This window comes from Pontibacterium granulatum (assembly GCF_029961155.1).
In the GTDB taxonomy this organism is placed as follows: Bacteria; Pseudomonadota; Gammaproteobacteria; order Pseudomonadales; family Balneatricaceae; genus Pontibacterium; species Pontibacterium granulatum.
This window is the reverse complement of record NZ_JASBRH010000006.1, coordinates 35,093-54,504: the sequence shown is the minus strand read 5'-3', so window position 1 is coordinate 54,504 and position 19,412 is coordinate 35,093. Positions and strand designations below refer to the sequence as shown.

16 protein-coding genes are annotated in these 19,412 nt (G+C 56.1%); 15 read left to right on the top strand and 1 reads right to left on the bottom strand.

Annotation, left to right across the window (positions count from 1 at the left end):
• Positions 1-12: 12 nt before the first annotated feature.
• Positions 13-1,044, bottom strand: a complete 1,032-nt coding sequence (locus tag QKW35_RS07435) for a LysM peptidoglycan-binding domain-containing protein (protein ID WP_282351958.1) — start codon at positions 1,042-1,044, stop codon at positions 13-15.
• Between the two features lie 222 nt (positions 1,045-1,266).
• On the opposite strand from QKW35_RS07435, the gene def reads away from it, so the two are divergent.
• The 15 genes from def to QKW35_RS07360 all read left to right on the top strand — a co-directional run bounded on the left by def (position 1,267) and on the right by QKW35_RS07360 (position 19,401).
• A complete protein-coding gene (gene def, locus QKW35_RS07430) occupies positions 1,267-1,779 on the top strand; it encodes a peptide deformylase (protein ID WP_282351956.1) in 513 nt (170 codons plus the stop codon).
• Between the two features lie 98 nt (positions 1,780-1,877).
• Complete coding sequence (fmt, locus tag QKW35_RS07425; protein ID WP_282351954.1) at positions 1,878-2,825, top strand: methionyl-tRNA formyltransferase; 948 nt, start codon at positions 1,878-1,880, stop codon at positions 2,823-2,825.
• 3 nt (positions 2,826-2,828) lie between these two features.
• The gene (rsmB, locus tag QKW35_RS07420; protein ID WP_282351952.1) at positions 2,829-4,145 is read left to right on the top strand and encodes a 16S rRNA (cytosine(967)-C(5))-methyltransferase RsmB; all 1,317 of its coding nucleotides are present in this window, start codon (positions 2,829-2,831) and stop codon (positions 4,143-4,145) included.
• A gap of 9 nt (positions 4,146-4,154) precedes the next feature.
• Positions 4,155-5,531, top strand: coding sequence for a Trk system potassium transporter TrkA (trkA, locus tag QKW35_RS07415; RefSeq protein ID WP_282351951.1), 1,377 nt, complete (start codon positions 4,155-4,157; stop codon positions 5,529-5,531).
• A gap of 13 nt (positions 5,532-5,544) precedes the next feature.
• Complete coding sequence (locus tag QKW35_RS07410; protein ID WP_282351950.1) at positions 5,545-6,993, top strand: TrkH family potassium uptake protein; 1,449 nt, start codon at positions 5,545-5,547, stop codon at positions 6,991-6,993.
• 339 nt (positions 6,994-7,332) lie between these two features.
• Positions 7,333-7,779: a YtoQ family protein gene (locus QKW35_RS07405; protein WP_282351948.1), complete on the top strand. Its 447-nt coding sequence runs from the start codon at positions 7,333-7,335 to the stop codon at positions 7,777-7,779.
• Between the two features lie 178 nt (positions 7,780-7,957).
• Positions 7,958-8,707 carry a TetR/AcrR family transcriptional regulator gene (locus tag QKW35_RS07400; RefSeq protein ID WP_282351946.1) on the top strand — a complete coding sequence of 250 codons (750 nt, stop codon included), beginning with the start codon at positions 7,958-7,960 and terminating at the stop codon, positions 8,705-8,707.
• A 153-nt stretch (positions 8,708-8,860) separates the two neighbouring features.
• Positions 8,861-11,239: an efflux RND transporter permease subunit gene (locus tag QKW35_RS07395; protein WP_282351944.1), complete on the top strand. Its 2,379-nt coding sequence runs from the start codon at positions 8,861-8,863 to the stop codon at positions 11,237-11,239.
• The gene (locus QKW35_RS07390) at positions 11,214-12,011 is read left to right on the top strand and encodes an outer membrane lipoprotein-sorting protein (protein ID WP_282351941.1); all 798 of its coding nucleotides are present in this window, start codon (positions 11,214-11,216) and stop codon (positions 12,009-12,011) included. The genes QKW35_RS07395 and QKW35_RS07390 overlap by 26 nt, the downstream gene beginning before the upstream one ends.
• A gap of 2 nt (positions 12,012-12,013) precedes the next feature.
• Positions 12,014-13,222 carry a hypothetical protein gene (locus QKW35_RS07385; protein ID WP_282351939.1) on the top strand — a complete coding sequence of 403 codons (1,209 nt, stop codon included), beginning with the start codon at positions 12,014-12,016 and terminating at the stop codon, positions 13,220-13,222.
• Between the two features lie 210 nt (positions 13,223-13,432).
• Complete coding sequence (gene glyQ, locus QKW35_RS07380; protein ID WP_282351937.1) at positions 13,433-14,404, top strand: glycine--tRNA ligase subunit alpha; 972 nt, start codon at positions 13,433-13,435, stop codon at positions 14,402-14,404.
• Positions 14,404-16,482 (top strand): glycine--tRNA ligase subunit beta, encoded by a 2,079-nt coding sequence (gene glyS / locus QKW35_RS07375; RefSeq protein ID WP_282351935.1) that lies wholly within the window; start codon positions 14,404-14,406, stop codon positions 16,480-16,482. Before glyQ ends, glyS begins: the two co-directional genes overlap by 1 nt.
• A gap of 314 nt (positions 16,483-16,796) precedes the next feature.
• A complete protein-coding gene (locus QKW35_RS07370; protein ID WP_282351933.1) occupies positions 16,797-17,597 on the top strand; it encodes a transporter substrate-binding domain-containing protein in 801 nt (266 codons plus the stop codon).
• Positions 17,598-17,714: 117 nt separating this feature from the next.
• Entirely contained in the window at positions 17,715-18,665 is a 951-nt protein-coding gene (locus tag QKW35_RS07365; protein WP_282351931.1) for an amino acid ABC transporter permease, read from the top strand.
• Complete coding sequence (locus tag QKW35_RS07360) at positions 18,658-19,401, top strand: amino acid ABC transporter ATP-binding protein (RefSeq protein WP_282351928.1); 744 nt, start codon at positions 18,658-18,660, stop codon at positions 19,399-19,401. Before QKW35_RS07365 ends, QKW35_RS07360 begins: the two co-directional genes overlap by 8 nt.
• Positions 19,402-19,412 lie beyond the last annotated feature (11 nt).

Genomic DNA, 19,412 nt, shown 5'->3' with positions numbered 1-19,412 from the left:
TTCGTTAAGTATTCAGGGTTCTCGGATCTCGTCGCCCACGGACACCACATTGGTACTCATCATCACCAGACCGTAAGACACCTTCTCGAAGGTCTTGAATACCATCAACACCCCGGAGCGCTCAGCCGGTAGCGAGATCTTCTCCTTGGTGACCGGGTCCACCACAGTTTCCCCAGTACGGTAGATCGCAAACACATGACCGGCCTCCATCCCCTCGCGGACACCCCGGTTCAGGGCCACCACATCAAACTGGCCACCGTCATTCACCGCTCCCAGCACGGAGAGGATTTTACCGGTCAGCGCTTCCGGCGACGGTTTAGGATAGAACACAGACTGGATACGTTCCTCATCTGCCGGAATAACCCGGTCGAGGGTACGGGTTTCCAGAATAGAGCGGTTCACGTTCAGGCTGATCACATCATCATTTTCCGCTATCACGGTCACGTCGGAAACCTTGGTCAGCTCATAACCCAGCGCCTCTTCGGTATCCGGATCCACGTATTCATTGGTCGCGCGGTACACCGCCTGGCGAGGCAATTCTTCCAGCAACTCACCGCGCGCGTAGATGCGATCTCCGGCACCGGCGATCAGTCGCTGGTTCTTGCCTGCCAGTACATAAGGCGCCTGTTCGAAACGCTCGCGGTCGATGACACGGGTCTCTTCCAGGAAGCTGAGGATATCTTTCAGCGGAATCGCCGGGATGGCACGATCCAGCGGCTCAGCACGGGCGGTCGGGCTGAGCTTGCGCATACCACGACGCACTTTCAGCTTCGGTTTGCCGTTTTCCCAGACCAGGTAGATGATATCGCCAGGATAGATCAGATGCGGGTTGTGGATCTCCACATTCATATCCCAGACTTCCGGCCAGCGCCACGGACTTTCCAGAAAACGGGCAGAGATATCCCAGAGGGTATCGCCCTTCACCACCACATATTCCTGCGGCCTGTCTTCCCTGAGTTGTAATACATCCTTTCGGGCATTGGCGTGTGCTGGTGTACTTACCAGCAGCCATACAGCGGCCAGAGCGCAGAGAAACTTTTTCATTTCCGTGTCCTTTGATGTCGTGCAGCGGAAACCCGATTCACAAGATCGGGTCAAACAGCGTAACGACAATGCATTGAGCGTCGCAATCGGTATAATATGTAGCTAGTAGGTTACTAGCCGTTCACGTCTCTTTTGTGTATCGGCCGCAACCATCCCAATTTGATGATTTACGGCTATTACGAATCACTAAAATAGTAACAACCGTATCAACCCGAAGAAACGATGGCAAAACTTAACATTCTAGAATTTCCGGACCCACGTCTACGCACGGTGGCTGAACCGGTGACCGAGGTCAACGATGAGATCCGCAAGATCGTCGATGACATGTTCGAAACCATGTACGACGCACCGGGAATTGGCCTTGCCGCAACCCAGGTGGATATCCACCAGCGCATCGTTACCATGGACCTGTCGGAAGATCAGAGCGATCCGATCGTCATGATCAACCCATCCTTTGAGGTCCTGGACGACACGCCATACAAGTACCAGGAAGGTTGTCTCTCCGTACCGGGATACTACGAAGACGTGGTGCGCCCACAGCACATCCGTGTAACGGCCCTGAACCGCGACGGTGAAGAGTATAGCTTCGAAGCAGAGGATCTGCTGGCAGTCTGTGTTCAGCACGAATTGGATCACCTCAACGGTAAACTGTTCGTAGACCATATCTCTGCCCTTAAGCGCAACCGCATCCGCGGCAAGCTGGAAAAGAAACACCGTCAGGAAGCGCACGCCTAAGCGTGTTCTCTGAACTGCCCGACAACAGGTTTGCCGGACAGCTGCATATCCATGCGCAGCTGCCGTGACAAACCTGTTTTGGTTTCAGGAGTTGATAGATGTCCAAGCCACTTCGTATTGTCTTTGCCGGTACGCCGGATTTTGCTGCCTCGAGCCTGCAGGCCCTGCTTACCTCCGAGCATGAGGTGATTGCTGTGTATACCCAGCCGGACCGTCCGGCGGGTCGCGGCCGCAAGCTCACCCCAAGCCCGGTCAAGAAACTGGCCCTGGAACACGAGATTCCGGTGTACCAGCCGTTGAGCCTGAAAGGGGAAGCAGAGCAGGCCGAACTGGCAGCGCTGGACGCGGACATCATGGTGGTTGTGGCCTACGGCCTGCTGCTGCCCAAAGCGGTGTTGGATACGCCACGCCTGGGTTGTATCAACGTACACGGTTCGCTGTTGCCGCGCTGGCGTGGTGCAGCGCCGATCCACCGCGCGGTACTGGCGGGTGACGAGCTGACCGGCATCACGATCATGCAGATGGATGTAGGCCTGGATACCGGCGACATGCTGTACAAGACCGAGATGCCGATTGCTGCAGACGACACCAGCGGTGCCTTGCACGACCGCCTGGCTGAGCAGGGCGCCGAAGCCCTCGTCGCAGCCCTCGCCCTGATTAGCGAAGGCAAAGCAGAACCCGAGAAGCAGGATGACAGCCTGGCCAACTACGCCCACAAGCTGGAGAAGCAGGAGGGCGAGATCAACTGGTCCCGTTCTGCCGTAGAGATCGAGCGCCAGATCCGTGGCCTCTCTCCATGGCCGGTGGCCTACTGCGGCCTCGACGGCAAAACCCTACGTATCTGGGGTGCCAAGGCGTCCGCCGAAACCTGCGACCAGCCAGCGGGCACCGTTGCGGAAGTGACCAAGAAAACCTTGCGTATCGCCTGTGGCAAAGGCAGCCTGCTGCTGACCAAGGTACAGCTGCCGGGTGGCAAACCGCTGGATACCGCGGCTGTCCTGAACGCCAAGCGCGATCTGTTCCCTGTCGGTAAGCAACTGGACTAAGCGATGAACGTAAGACAACTGGCCGCCGAAACCCTCGAGCCACTGCTGCGCCACCAGGGTTCGCTCAATGCCATCATGCCGGCAGCGGTTACCCGCTGCCCGGAACGCGACCGCGGCCTGCTGCGCCAGCTCTGCTACGGCACAATGCGCGACATTACCCAGCTCAACCTGATCACCGCCAAACTGCTGAAGCACCCGTTCAAACCCGCAGACTTCGATATTCGTGCACTGCTGTTAGTGGGTATTTACCAACTACGTAGTCTGCGTGTACCAGCACATGCCGCGATCAACGAAACCGTTGAAGCCGCTCACGGCCTGAACAAGTCCTGGTCGGCGAAGGTCATCAACGGCGTGTTGCGCAGCTATCAGCGCCAGCAGGAATCGCTGGAGCAGATGGTCGAAAAGAGCGAGGCTGGACGCTACAACCACCCGGAGTGGTTTATCGGCAAGGTGAAGAACAACTGGCCTGATCACTGGCAGCTGATCATCGACGGCAACAACGACGATGAAGCGCCGCTGACGTTGCGCGTAAACCAGCGCAGGATCAGCCGCGACGAATTTCTGGCTATGCTGGACAAAGAGGGGATCGGTGCCAGCGCCACCCCGTTCAGCAGCCATGGCGTCATCCTGAATGAACCGTTCGACGTGGTTTCCCTACCGGGATACAGCGACGGCCTGTTCAGCGTGCAGGATGAAGCGGCCCAGCTTTCCGGTGAACTGCTCGATCTGCAGCCGGGACAGCGTGTGCTGGATGCCTGTGCGGCACCGGGCGGTAAGCTGTGCCATATCCTGGAGCAGGAACCTAATCTGGCCCATGTGGATGCCGTCGAGTTGGAAGAGCGCCGTTGTGCGCGTATCCACGACAACCTGCAACGTCTACAGCTCGAAGCAACGCTGCATATCGCCGACGCCAGCAGTGATGCTTGGTGGAGTGGCGAGGCCTATGACCGCATCCTGCTGGACGCTCCATGCTCCGCTACCGGTGTTATTCGTCGCAACCCGGATATAAAATACCTTCGCAAAGGTGAGGATATCGCCGCTCAGGCCGATATCCAGTTAAAGATATTGCAGAATCTCTGGCGGATGTTAGCGCCGGGCGGCAAGTTGCTCTACGCCACCTGCTCAATCTTCCCGCAGGAGAATGAACGCCTGATTAAACGGTTCCTTACCCAGCAGAGCGATGCACAGCATCTGCCGCTGAGCGCAGAGTGGGGTGTCAGCCGACCTTACGGCCGGCAACTGTTCCCGCAGCCTCAGGGGCACGACGGTTTCTACTATGCGCTGCTGACCAAAACAGCTAATCAGGCAGTGAGTGAATAAAGTCAGATCATGAAGATCATTATCCTCGGAGCAGGGCAGGTAGGCGGCACACTGGCAGAGAACTTGGCCAGCGAAGCCAACGATATCACCATTGTCGACACAGACACTGCCCGCCTGCGTGAACTGCAGGACCGTCTTGATATCCGTACCGTTGAGGGCAAGGCCTCGTACCCAACTGTCCTGGCCCAGTCCGGCGCCCAGGATGCCGACATGCTGATCGCGGTGACCAACTCCGACGAGGTCAACATGATCGCCTGTCAGATCAGCCAGACCCTGTTCAACACTCCCACCAAGATCGCCCGCGTACGTGAGCACGACTACCTGCAGAAGAACCACTCCATCTTCAGCCCGAAAGGGATTCCGGTAGACGTACTCATAAGTCCGGAACAGCTGGTAACGCGCCACGTCAAGCGACTGATCCAGCACCCGGGTGCTCTGCAGGTACTGGATTTTGCCGATGGCAAGGCCCAGCTGGTGGCGGTAAAAGCCTACTACGGGGGCCCGCTGGTGGGCCGCGAGATCTCCTTCCTTCGCGCCCATATGCCATCGGTGGATACCCGTGTAGCGGCAATCTTCCGTCGCGGCAGCCCGATCATCCCCAAGGGTGACACGGTTATCGAAGCGGACGACGAGGTGTTTTTCATCGCTGCCAAGCGTGATATCCGCGCAGTGATGAGTGAATTGCGTCGACTGGACCGCCCGTACAAACGAATCATGATCGCCGGTGGCGGCAACATCGGTGCCCGCCTGGCGGAGAGCATCGAAGACAGCTTCCAGGTGAAGATCATCGAGCGTAACATTCAGCGCTGCAACCAACTGGCACGCAGCCTTAACAACACCATCGTGCTGCAGGGCAGCGCCTCCGACCGCGACCTGCTGCTGGAGGAAAACATCGAGGATACCGACGTTTTCTGCGCCCTGACCAACGATGATGAGGCCAATATCATGGCCTCCATGCTGGCCAAGCGCTTGGGCGCACGTACGGTGATGACGCTGATCAACAACCCGGCCTACGTAGATCTGGTGCAGGGCGGCGCAATCGATATCGCCATCTCGCCACAGCAGACCACCATCGGTGCGTTGCTGACCCACGTGCGCCGTGGTGATGTGGCCGCGGTACACAGTCTGCGCCGCGGCGCGGCGGAAGCGCTTGAGGCCGTAGCTCACGGTGACAAACGCTCGTCCAAGGTGGTGGGGCGCACCATCGAGGAGATAAACCTGCCTCCGGGCACCACCATCGGTGCGATCGTGCGTGACGAAGAGGTGTTGATCGCCCACGACGACGTGATGGTGGAAAACGGCGACCACGTGATCCTGTTCCTGGTCGACAAGAAACGGATCGGGGAAGTCGAGCGACTCTTCCAGGTTGGCCTAGCATTCTTCTGATCAGGACGTACTGATGCACTACAAGGTGATCCTTCGCATACTTGGCATCCTGCTGATGATCTTCAGCTTTACCATGCTGCCGCCGATGCTGGTTTCCATGTACTACGAGGACAACGCCTTCATGGCGTTTGGTGCCGGTTTTGCCATCACCCTTATCACCGGCTTTCTGCTCTGGATACCGGTGTATCGGGTACGGCAGGACCTGCGAACCCGTGACGGCTTCCTGATCACCGTGCTGTTCTGGGCGGTTCTGGGTCTGTTCGGTTCGCTGCCGCTGATGCTGGCGGACAATCCGCATCTATCCTTTGTGGATGCCCTGTTTGAGTCCCTCTCAGGCCTGACCACCACCGGTGCCACGGTGATGACCGGCATCGATAACCTGCCCGAATCGATCCTCTGGTACCGCCAGCAGCTGCAATGGCTGGGAGGCATGGGGATCATCGTACTGGCCGTGGCAATTCTGCCGATGCTCGGTATCGGTGGTATGCAGCTGTACCGTGCGGAAACGCCGGGACCGGTCAAGGATTCCAAGCTGACCCCTCGAATTACCGAGACCGCCAAGGCGCTTTGGTACATCTACCTGTCACTGACCATCCTCTGTGCCTTGGGGTACTGGGCTGCAGGCATGGAGCTGTTTGACGCGGTCGGTCACAGCTTCTCCACTGTGGCGATTGGAGGCTTCTCCACCCACGACGCCAGTATCGGCTATTACGATTCCTCGATGATTGAGGCGATCGCGATCGTCTTTATGGTGCTGTCCGGCATCAACTTCAGCCTGCACTTTTTTGCCTGGAAACACCGTAGCCTGAAGCACTATTTCACCGATCCGGAGTTCCAGTTCTATCTGTCGATCCTGGCTGCGATCATCGCGCTTTCCTTTGTCGCACTGGTGGTGACCAACACCTATTCACCGGAAGATTCGCTGCGCAAGTCCGCCTTTATGGTGGTCTCCATCGCCACGACCACCGGTTTTGCTACCGCCGACTTTGCCCACTGGCCAACCATGCTGCCGTTTCTGCTGTTTGTCGCGGCCTTTGCCGGTGGCTGCGCAGGCTCCACCGGCGGTGGCATGAAAGTGATCCGTATCCTGCTGATCCTCAAGCAGGGCTACCGCGAGATCAAACGTCTGGTACACCCTAACGCGGTAATCCCGGTGAAACTGGGTAACGCGCCGATCTCCGACCGGGTACTGGAAGCGGTCTGGGGGTTCTTCTCGGTCTACCTGATTGTGTTTGTAGTCATGTTGATCGTCCTGCTGGCCACCGGCCTGGATCAGGTCACCGCCTGGTCTGCCGTGGGCGCCACCCTCAACAACCTGGGTCCGGGCCTCGGTGATGTCTCGGCCCATTATGGGGATATCAACGATACCGCCAAGTGGGTGCTGTGCTTTGCCATGCTGCTGGGCCGCCTGGAGGTATTTACTCTGCTGGTCCTGTTTACACCAACCTTCTGGCGCCGCTAACAAAGCCCCCATTGCGTTACCATGTCGGCGGGGGATCACCCGGTTTAATTCCGCGCCGGATTCAGACTAAGAGCTGAACCCGGCACGGCCCGTTGTATCCGACAACAGGCACATCCGAGCCCACAGGTTTCAGCATTCGGGAACGTTTTCATATGCCGGTCGGGGCGAGCGGTTGACTGCGCCGCCCGAGATGCGATGCTTATCCTTTTCACGTGCAGCGACGGCTCTGAATTATGGAAACTAACCCCGCTGCCAGTGCCCAATGAATATCAACTCTCTCTGAGCCAGGTCGTTCATCCGGATTAGATGGATCACCTGACCAAATTCTGGAGCTTTAACATGCGTTACACCCTCTATCTTTCCGGTGAAATTCACACAGACTGGCGCGATCAGATCAAGCGTGCCGTAGAGATGAACGGTCTGCCGGTCGAGATCCTGACTCCAAATACCGATCACGATTCCAGCGACAACTGCGGCGACGAGCTGCTGGGGGGCGAGGAGAACGCATTCTGGAAAGACCACAAGGCAGCGAAGATCAATACCATCCGCCACATGACCGCCCTGAAACGTGCGGACATCGTTGTGGTACGTTTTGGTGAGAAGTACCGTCAGTGGAACGCCGCGTTCGATGCCGGCATCGCAGTCGCCCTGGGTAAGTCTCTGATCGTAGAGCACGCCCCGGAGCTGACCCACCCGCTGAAAGAGATCGATGCAGCAGCACACGCCGTGGCCGAGAACACCGAGCAGGTAATCGAAACGCTGAAGTACCTCTGCCAGGATTACTGATCCCGCAAAAACAGGGCGGGACGCGGTAAGAGCAACACGGCAATCCGGAACGGTCTCCCGGATTGCGGTCAGCATTGTTCACGAAACGAACAGCATTGTTTCCAAATCGCACCTTGCCCTGTATGATCCCCTCGTATATTGTTGACGTAACGTCATTTAAAACTCAGTTACCGGGTCTATGAGTCCTAGATATATTGACGATGCCACGCGCGAAGCGCGTGAAGAAGAGATGATGCAGGCGGCACTGGATATTATCGCCCGGGATGGCGTGTCTGGCCTGACCATCGATAAGGTGGTGGCGCTGGTGCCGTACTCCAAAGGCACCGTGTACAACACCTTCAGCTGTAAGGAAGACCTACTGACAGCACTCTGCAACCGCAGTGTGACACACCTGTCGGACGTATTCTTCCGTGCGGTCTCCTTCGAAGGCAACAGCCGCGAGAAGATGCTGGCAATTGGAATCGGCTACATGCTCCATTCCCAGCTTAATCCAACGGAATTTATGCTGGTGATCTCTGCCAAGACGCCGTCGGTGACCGAGAAGAGCTCACAGAAACGGCAAGAGGAGCACCAAGAACTAGAAACCCAGCTGCTGGGCAAACTACTGGGTGTTATTGCCGAGGGTTTGGCTACAGGCGATCTGCAACTGGCGCCCCACCTAAGCCCGGGACAGGTCGCGTTCTCCCTCTGGGCAATGAGCTTTGGCACCATCGCGTTGCTGCAGGAGAATGTGGAACGCTGTGGCGTACGCCAGCAGATGTCCCTGGAGAAGGAGCTGTTGAACCATGTCAACCTGGTCTTGGATGGGCATCAATGGAAGCCGTATACACCCGAGCACGACTGGCATGCATCCATACAACGGATGAAAAAAACCGTCTTTGCCAAAGAGATGGCTGCACTGGAAGCACGCTGGAACGCGCTGGCTTAACAGATTTGCACAATGGAAAACGGTGGTAACGCCGTTTTTTTCACGCTGTTAAATGACGATTCGTCATCTAACAAACCTAAATTTAAAACCTAAGTTGCCATCAGAGCGACCAACCCAACAACCCCCTACGGATAGGGGACCTGGAGAAGGAAAATGAGAGACCGGCTTTTCCGCTTCGTACTGAATCATCCCGTATGGGTGATTCTGTTCACACTGATCCTGGTTTTCGGCGCTGCCAGCGGTGCCCAAAATCTGGTATTCAAGAGTGACTATCGTGTGTTCTTCAGTAAGGAGAACCCACAACTGACGGCTTTCGAGTCGATGCAGAACATCTACAGTAAAAGTGACAACGTTGCTTTTATCATCTCGCCACCTGACGGCAAGGTGTTCACCCCACGCACGCTGGGTGCGATCTACGGGCTGACCGATGAAGCCTGGCAGATCCCGTACTCCACCCGCGTTGATTCGATCACCAACTTCCAGCACACCTGGTCCGAAGAGGACGACATGATCGTCGAGGACCTGGTGCTCGATCCAGACACACTGACCGAAGCGGACATGCCACGCTTGCAGGCAATCGCCCTCGACGAGCCAAACCTGCTTAACAAACTGGTCTCACCAGACGCACACGTGACCATCGTCAACGTGACGGTTCAGTTACCGGGTAAAAACCCAGTCGTCGAAGTACCCGAGATCGTTTCCAAAGTACGCGAAATGCGTGCGCAGTTCCTGGAGCAATATCCGGATATGGAGGTACGTCTCTCCGGCATGGTGATGATGAACAACACCTTTGCCGAGTCCTCCCTGAACGATAACGCCTCTCTGGTTCCGATCATGTTTGGTGTGGTGATCGCCAGCATGATTTTCCTGCTGCGCACCTTCAGTGGGACCTTCGCCACCGTAGTCGTGATCCTGTTCTCCATTGCAGGCACCATGGGTATCGCCGGATGGAGCGGATTCTTCCTCACGGGACCGTCTGCCAGTACGCCCATCATGGTTCTGACGCTGGCTGTCGCCGATTGTGTGCACATCCTGACGACCATGTTCTACGAGATGCGTCAGGGCGTGGACAAGCGTAAGGCGATCGAGGACAGCCTGCGCATCAACTTCCAGCCAATCTTCCTGACCAGTGTAACCACCGCAGTGGGCTTCCTGAGCCTGAACTTCTCCGACTCACCACCGTTCCGCGACTTGGGCAATATGGTGGCGATGGGTGTGATGCTGGCGTTTGTATTCTCCGTAACCATCTTCCCCGCGATGCTGAAACTTCTGCCGATTAAGGTTGCGCCGATGAGTGACGAAGAACGCAACGACCTGATGCACAAACTGGGTACGTTCGTTATCCATAACCGTAAGGTACTGCTGCCGGGTATGGCAGTGGTTATGGCGGGCCTGGTGACCTTTACACCACAGAACGAACTCAACGACGATTTCGTTAAGTACTTTGATACCAGCGTGCCGTTCCGTGAGGCGACGGATTACATGCAGGACAACCTGTCGGGCATGACCACGATGGAGATCTCTATCGACAGTGAAGAGGCCAGCGGTATCAATAAACCGGCGTTCCTGAAAGCAGTAGGGGGCCTGACCGATTGGTTGCGTGCGCAGCCGGAAACCGATCACGTCAACTCCATCACCGATACGATCAAACGTCTGAACAAAAACATGCACAGCGATGACCCCAGCTATTACACATTGCCGGACGAACAGGAGCTGTCTGCCCAGTACCTGCTGCTGTACGAGATGTCATTGCCGTACGGTCTGGACCTGAACAACCAGCTGAACGTGGATAAATCCTCCACCCGCGTGATCAGCACGTTCCGCAACCTGACCAGTAACGAGCAGATCGAGATGGAAGCAAAGATCTATGCCTGGTTCGCGAAAAACGCGCCACAGTACAAAGTGGACGTTGCCAGCACCAGTCTGATGTTTGCCCATATTGGTCAACGCAACATCTACAGCATGCTGTTCGGTACGTCGGTCGCGCTGATCCTGATCTCTGTGATGCTGGGTCTGGCACTGCGCTCGGTCCGCTATGGGTTTATCAGCCTGATCCCGAACCTGGCGCCGGCCGCAATGGGCTTTGGCCTGTGGTTCGTGGTTGACGGCCAGGTGGGTCTGGCACTGTCCGTGGTTGCCGGTATGACCCTGGGTATCGTGGTGGATGACACCGTGCACTTCCTCAGCAAATACCTGTACGCCCGTCGCGAACGCGGTAAAGACAGTCAGGCTGCCGTACGTTATGCCTTTAACAGCGTGGGTCGTGCCCTGTGGGTGACCACCCTGGTCCTGGTAGCCGGCTTTATGGTGCTGGCGCAATCCAGCTTCAAGCTCAACGCCGACATGGGTCTCTTGACCGCACTGACCATCCTGATCGCACTGGTCGTCGACTTCCTGTTCCTGCCACCGCTGCTGATGAAACTGGATAACGGCGACAACGCGACTGCAACAACTGAAGACACTGATGCTGACGCCAGCACTATCACCGAAAAAAAGGGAGACACCCATGAACCTGCTAACCAACCCGTTTAAGTCTCTGCTGATCGCAACACTGGTTGCCACTCCGGTAGCAGCGCTTGCCGAAACCCCGGAAGAGAAGGGGCTGTCCATTTCGGTTGCCGCCAAGCAAAGCGACCTGGGCTGGCTGGATATGCAGGCGCAGATGAATATGGTCCTGCGCAACAAACAGGGCCAGGAGAGTGTGCGTGAGATCCGCATGAAGTCCCTGGAGGTTGAAGACGACGGCGACAAGAGCCTGTCCGTGTTCGACAAGCCACGTGATGTAAAAGGCACCGCGTTCCTGAGTTTCTCCCACCCGGTCGGTGCCGACGATCAGTGGCTGTACCTGCCCGCGTTGAAGCGCGTAAAACGTATCGCGTCGCGCAACAAATCCGGCCCGTTTATGGGGTCCGAGTTTGCGTATGAGGACCTGTCCTCCTTTGAGGTGGAGAAGTACACCTATAAGTTCCTGCGCGACGAGGCCTGTGAAGGGGGTACCTGCTACGTGGTCGAGCAGTACCCGGTCGACAAGAACTCCGGTTACACCCGGCGTGTCGTCTGGCTGGATCACGACGAGTACCGCGTCTGGAAAATCGACTTCTACGACCGCAAGGACGCACCATTGAAGACGCTGACTTACCACGGTTACAGCGAATACCTGGGTAAGCACTGGCGTCCGGATATGATGAAGATGGTCAACCACCAGACCGGCAAAAGTACGGACCTGAGCTATAACAGTTATGAGTTCAAAACCGGCCTGACCGATAAGGATTTCAACAAGAACACGCTGAAACGGGCCCGTTAATCATGGCAGATCAGAGAGTACTGCTTTCAGCACTCGTAGCAGCCGGGCTGGCAACAGCCCCGCCGCTGCAGGCTGAAACCCACTTCGAGATGTCCGGAAAGGTTGCCGCAGAGTTGCGTGGCTTCACCCAGGATGCGCAGTTTGCCGATCAGGATCACAACAGCAACCTGTCCCTGATCGCCGAACCGGAGTTTTACTGGGAGTGGAACGAGGGTATCGACAGCCTGACCTTCACACCGTACCTGCGCATGGACGAGAACGACAGCGAACGCACCCACGGTGATATTCGCGAGCTGAGCTGGGTCCACGTGGATGACGACTGGGAACTGCGTACCGGTATCCGCAAGGTCTTCTGGGGCGTGACCGAGTTCCAGCACCTGGTCGATGTGATCAACCAGACCGACGGTGTCGATGACTTCGACGGTGAGGATAAACTCGGCCAACCGATGATCAACCTGTCCCTGGTGCGTGACTGGGGTATCGTTGACCTGTTCGTCCTGCCCGGTTTCCGCGAACGTACCTTCGCCGGTCGGGAAGGGCGCCTGCGTGGTGGCCTGATCGTTGATACCGACGCTGCTGAATACGAATCCAGCGCCGAAGATAAACATATCGATACGGCGATTCGCTGGAGCCATACCGTTGGTGATTTCGATCTTGGCGCCTACTGGTTCCACGGCACCAACCGTGATCCGGAACTCCAGGTACGCACTCAGGGTGGCAACACCGTGCTCGTACCGCGCTATGTGCAGATGGATCAGATCGGTTTCGATCTGCAGGCCACCCTCGACAGCTGGTTGTGGAAGGTGGAAACCATCTGGCGTGATACTGCGACGGAAGACTACTTCGCGGCCCAGGGTGGTTTCGAATACACCTTCTACGGCATTCAGGAAAGTGCTGCCGACCTCGGTGTCCTGCTCGAATACGGTTGGGACGAGCGCGGCGAAAACGCGGCGGCCAGCATACAGAATGATCTGTTCTTTGGGGGGCGTATCACCCTGAACGATGCCGCCAGTACCGAAATGCTGGCGGGTGTGGGTTATGACCTGGAGTACGACAGCCAGAGCCTGATCGTCGAAGCCAGTCGTCGTTATGGCGACAACTGGAAAGTGAGTGTCGACGGTCGCTTCTTCAGCGCTGACGATCCTGCCGATCCGGCCTCAGCATTCGACAAGGATGACCATATCCAGCTGACCGTCGAGCGCTACTTCTAAACAATCGCTCACACTGTTCGATCCATTTCCCCTTTTAAGCCGCTCCCTCGTCGAGCGGCTTTTTATGTTTCACGTGAAACATCCCGCCGAATTCCAACGCATAGATACAAAATAAAGACCTTTGGAGCAGTGCTCTCTGCACCGCACGTCTCTGCGTTAATCGATTTTAGTGTATAATTTCCGCCTTATTTTCGGGCCAAATACATAGTTATGGTGAATTACGTGACTGACCAGGTTACCGCTGACGCAAGTACATTTCAGGGCTTGATCCTTGCCCTGCAAGAATATTGGGCAGAGAAAGGCTGTGTTGTTGTCCAGCCTCTGGATATGGAAGTGGGTGCGGGTACGTTCCACCCGGCAACCTTCCTGCGCTCAATCGGACCAGAAAGCTGGAACTCTGCCTATGTGCAGCCAAGCCGCCGTCCAACCGATGGCCGTTACGGTGAGAACCCTAACCGTCTGCAGCACTACTACCAGTTCCAGGTAGTGATGAAACCTTCCCCTGCAAACCTGCAGGAACTGTACCTGGGCTCCCTGGAGCGCATGGGCATCGACCTGGGCGTACACGACGTGCGTTTTGTGGAAGATAACTGGGAATCCCCAACACTGGGTGCCTGGGGCCTGGGTTGGGAAGTGTGGCTGAATGGCATGGAAGTGACTCAGTTCACTTACTTCCAACAGGCGGGTGGTCTGGAGTGTTACCCGGTAACCGGTGAGATCACCTACGGTCTGGAACGTATCGCAATGTACCTGCAGGGTGTGGACAGCGTGTACGATCTGGTTTGGACCAAGTCTCCGGACGGTTCCGTTGTAACGTACGGCGATGTGTTCCACCAGAACGAAGTAGAGCAGTCTACCTACAACTTCGAACACGCCGACGTACCGATGCTGTTCAAGAACTTCGACCACTACGAGTCTGAGTGTGAGAAGCTGCTGGCCCTGGAAACACCACTGCCGCTGCCAGCGTACGAGCAGGTGCTGAAAGCATCACACACCTTCAACCTGTTGGACGCGCGTCACGCAATCTCCGTGACTGAACGTCAGCGTTACATCCTGCGTGTCCGCACTCTGGCCCGTAAAGTTGCGCACGCATATTTCGACGCCCGTAAAGCCCTGGGCTTCCCGCTTGCTCAAGAAGCACTGCGCCAGGAAGTATTGGCAGCTAGCGAGGAGAGCAAGTAATGGCTACACAAGATTTCCTGTTCGAACTGGGTACAGAAGAGCTGCCACCAAAGGCACTGAAAACCCTGTCTGCTGCACTGGAAGCGGAAGCGCTGGCGGGTATCAAAGAGGTACTGGGTAAGGACGCAGGCGCTCTGCTGGCCGATGCCAAGGTAACCTCTTACGCGGCTCCGCGCCGTCTGGCACTGCTGATTGAAAATCTCGTTGCCGAAGTACCGGCTGCCGAGTTCCTGATGCAGGGTCCTCCGTCCCGCATCGCCTACGATGGCGACGGCAACCCAAGCAAGGCGCTGGAAGGTTTCGCACGTAAGTGCGGCACCGAAGTGTCTGCGTTGGAAGAGATCGACGGCAAGATGTGTTTCCGCCAGCAGACCGAAGCTAAGCCACTGCGCAGTGAGCTGGCAGAGGTGATGCACAACGCGCTGAACAAGCTGCCGATTCCTAAGCGTATGCGCTGGGGTGCATCCCGCGTCGAGTTTGTGCGTCCGGTTCAGTGGCTGGTGATGATCTTCGGTGACGAAGTCATCGACTGCGAAATGCTGGGCGTGAAGTCCGGCCGCAAGACCCGTGGTCACCGCTTCCACCACAATCGCGACATCGAGCTGATGACCGCAGCCGAGTACGCAACCACGCTGAAAGAGTCCGGTATGGTTGTGGCTGACTATCAGGCACGCCTGGAAGATATCCGCGCCCAGGTGATCGCCGAGGGCGAGAAGCTGGGTGGCGTTGCTCAGATTGACGAAGACCTGCTGGAAGAGGTTGCCTCTCTGAACGAATGGCCTGTTGCTCTGACCGGTCGTTTCGAAGAGCGCTTCCTGGACGTACCTGCACAGGCGCTGATCTCCTCTATGAAGGAGCACCAGAAGTACTTCCACCACGAAGACAAAGACGGCAACCTGATGCCGAACTTCACCACCATCTGCAACATCGTGTCCAAGGACCCGCAGCAGGTGATTGAAGGTAACGAGAAAGTTATCCGTCCACGTCTGGCTGACGCGGCCTTCTTCTTCGAGACCGACAAGAAACGTACGCTGGAATCCCGTGTAGAAGATCTGAAATCCATCGTCTTCCAGAAAGATCTGGGCACTCTGCACGATAAAGCAGAACGCATCGCAACCATCGCACAGCGTGTGGCATCCGATCTGGGTAACAGCACCGAGCAGGCAGCACGCGCCGCAATGCTGGCGAAGACCGACTTGATGTCCGACATGGTGTTCGAATTCACCGACCTGCAGGGCCTGATGGGTTACCACTACGCACTGCACGACGGTGAAGACACCGACGTTGCCAAAGCGATGGACGAGCAGTACATGCCGCGCTTCGCGGGTGACGAACTACCAGAAACCGGCGCGGGTATTGCTGTCGCGATCGCTGACCGCCTGGACACCCTGACCGGCCTGTTCGGTATCAACCAGCCACCAACCGGCTCCAAGGACCCTTTCGCACTGCGTCGTGCAGCGCTGGGTGTCCTGCGTATCATGGTTGAGCGCAACCTGGATCTGGACCTGCGTGAGCTGATCGCCGTGGCTGCCGACAGCCACAAAAATCTGCCAGCACGTGATGGACTGGAAGACAAGGTTCTGGACTTCATGCTGGAGCGTTTCCGTGCATGGTACGAGGACGAAGGCATTGCGGTAGACGTGTTCCTGTCCGTACTGGCGGTAAAACCAACCAAGCCTCTGGACTTCGACACCCGCGTTAAAGCGGTGAACCACTTCCGTACACTGGCAGAAGCCGAAGCATTGGCGGCAGCGAACAAGCGTGTATCCAACATCCTGACCAAACAGGGTGGTGCGGTTGCAGGCGAAGTGAACGAAGCGCTGCTGCAGGACGATGCAGAGAAAGCACTGGCAACAGAACTGGCCGTATTGTCTGAACGCATTCAGCCACTGTTCGCTGCCGGCGATTACCAAGCGGCACTGGAAGTGCTGGCAGGCCTACGCGGTACCGTTGATACCTTCTTCGACGATGTCATGGTTATGGCCGACGACGAAGCGGTCCGTAACAACCGTCTGGTGCTGCTGAGCAACCTGCGCAACCTGTTCCTGGGCGTAGCCGATATCTCCGTGCTGAGCTAATCCTCATTCAGCGAGTAAAAAGCCGGGCCAATGCCCGGCTTTTTTGTGCCTTAGCGCTACAAATCCAACTCGGTCGTCCAGACAAAAACCTGCCTGCCACCCCATAAAAATCAGACCTAAACTGCGATAGGTCAGATCAGTTTGACCGTTTTATGTACAAAGATTGAATTTTCTCTACAAACACGATAGTTTCCCGGCGGTAAAACTGTTTCCTTTTGGAAACTCCACGCCATGGCAGCTCATAATACAAAGCGGAACAACCACTCTGCAGGCACGCTGCTGACAAACATTTCAAGAACAGTGAGAAGACCCCTATGAAGAAGTTTCTGAAAACAGCGGTTGCAGCTGCAGCGTTGCTGACTTCTACCGTTTCGTTCTCTGCGGACAAATCCACCCTGGATAGCATCCTGGACGCGGGTGAGATGAAGGTATGTTTTGACGCGGGTTACATGCCGTTTGAGATGAAAGCGAAAAACGGCGGATTCATCGGTTTTGACGTCGATCTGGGCAAGCAGATGTCAAAAGCGATGGGTGTAAAGTTCACGCCAGTCAATACTGCATGGGATGGCATTATCCCAACGCTGCTGACGGGCAAGTGCGACATCATCATGGGTGGCATGACCATCACCGCACAGCGTAACCTGAAAGTTGCGTTCGCCGATCCTTACGTGGTGATTGGCCAGACGATCCTGTTGCGTCCTGAGCTGAAGGGCAAAATCAACTCCTACCGCGACCTGAACAGCGGCGAATACACCGTTGCGACCAAGCTGGGCACCACCGGTGAAGCAGCCGTAAAACGCATGATCGGCAAAGCCAACCTGAGCCTGTTCGAAACTCAGGCAGAGGGCGTACTGGAAGTATCCAACGACAAGGCTGACGCCTTCGTTTACGACCTGCCGTTCAACGCTCTGTACGCGAGCCAGAACCCAGAACAGGTTGCTCATCTCGACCAGCCGTTTACGTTTGAGCCTCTGGGTTGGGCAGTACGTCGTGGCGACCCTGATTTCCTGAACTTCCTGAACAACTTCCTGCGTCAGATTAAAGGTGATGGCACCTACGATCGTATCTACGCGAAGTGGTTCAAATCTGACAAGTGGCTGAAACAGGTTCAGTAATCCTGTTCTAGCTCTGACAGTGTTTGCCAGAAATGTGGTGACGCATTTCTGGCATTTTTTGTTTTAGCTTTAGCTCAATAGCTGTACTTAAAAAACCTCAATCTGGGTCAACCCTACATGCATGCAAAACAAAGAGCGTGGCTCTGGAATACCGTTTTCGTTGCTGTCCTGATCGGCCTTTGCTTCGCTGTGTATTCATCGGGCAAGCGCATCGACTACACATGGCGCTGGGATCGCGTGACGCCGTATATCATCAACACGGCCCCGGTCAGCATTAATGCCGAATACACCGGTAGCGTCGAAATTTCTTCTGATGAAACACAGCTCATTCTGACACCGGACAGCGGTCAAGATCCGATCGTCATTACCGACTTTAATGTACTCTCTGTGAGTGATGGCGACCTGGTATTTGAAGGGGATACCCTCGCTGAACAGCACGGCTGGCGAATCGGTCCAATCTTAGAGGGCCTGATCGTCACCATTGAGATCTCGTTTTACTCACTGGTGATAGCGCTGGTGCTGGGCCTGGTGATCGGCCTGATGCGAATCAGCGATAATCCGGCTGCACGCAAACTGGCGATCGTTTACATCGAGGTCATCCGCGGTACGCCGTTGTTGGTACAGATCTTTATCATGTACTTCTTCATTGGCACGGTATTGGGACTGGATCGCTTTACCTCGGGCGTGGTGGCGCTGTCCGTGTTTACCGCGGCCTACGTGGCCGAGATTATCCGCTCGGGCATTCAGTCTATTCCACCGGGGCAGATGGAAGCAGCACGCTCTTTGGGTATGAGTTACCCGAAAGCGATGATCTACGTCATCCTGCCGCAGGCATTCAAACGTACATTGCCGCCGTTGGCAGGGCAGTTTATCAACCTGATTAAGGACTCCTCCCTAGTCTCGGTCATCTCGATCACCGACCTGACGAAAGCGGGACGCGAGGTTGTCAGCGGCAGCTTCGCACCGTTTGAGGTGTGGTTTACCGTAGCACTTCTCTATCTGGCTCTTACCGGAGCATTGTCCTTGGCTATCCAGCGTTTGGAAAAGAGGTTATCCGCCAGTGACTAAACATACTGATGACATCATTATCGCGTCCAAGGTCGATAAGCATTTTGGCAAGGTGCATGCACTCAAGAACGTCTCGACAACCGTTAAGCGGGGTGAAGTGGTGGTTATTATCGGGCCGTCCGGCTCGGGTAAATCCACGTTCCTGCGCACACTGAATCAGCTTGAAGAGGTCGACAGTGGCTCGTTGATTATCGATGGGGTGGACATGTATGCACGCTCGACCAATATCAATCACCTGCGTGAAGACGTGGGTATGGTATTCCAGAGCTTTAACCTGTTCCCCCACAAAACCGCGTTGGAAAACGTTAAGCTGGCGCCGCTGAAAGTATCCAAGCGTCCTGAAAAAGAGGTGCATGAGAGCGCCAAGGAGCTGCTCTATAAAGTAGGTTTGGCTGACCGCATGCAGAACTTTCCTTCACAGCTTTCTGGCGGCCAGCAGCAGCGTGTGGCGATTGCACGTGCGTTGGCAATGAAACCCAGCATCATGCTGTTTGATGAGCCAACCTCAGCACTGGACCCTGAAATGGTGGGTGAAGTGTTGGACGTAATGAAAGAGCTGGCAGCGGAAGGGATGACGATGGTTGTCGTAACCCACGAGATGGGCTTCGCACGCGAGGTCGCAGACCGGGTGCTGTTTATGGAAGAGGGTGCGTTGTTGGTTGAAGATACGCCGGAAAACTTCTTCGACAATCCGACCCATCCACGTCTGGTTCAGTTTCTGTCGAAAGTGCTGTAACGACAAAAACG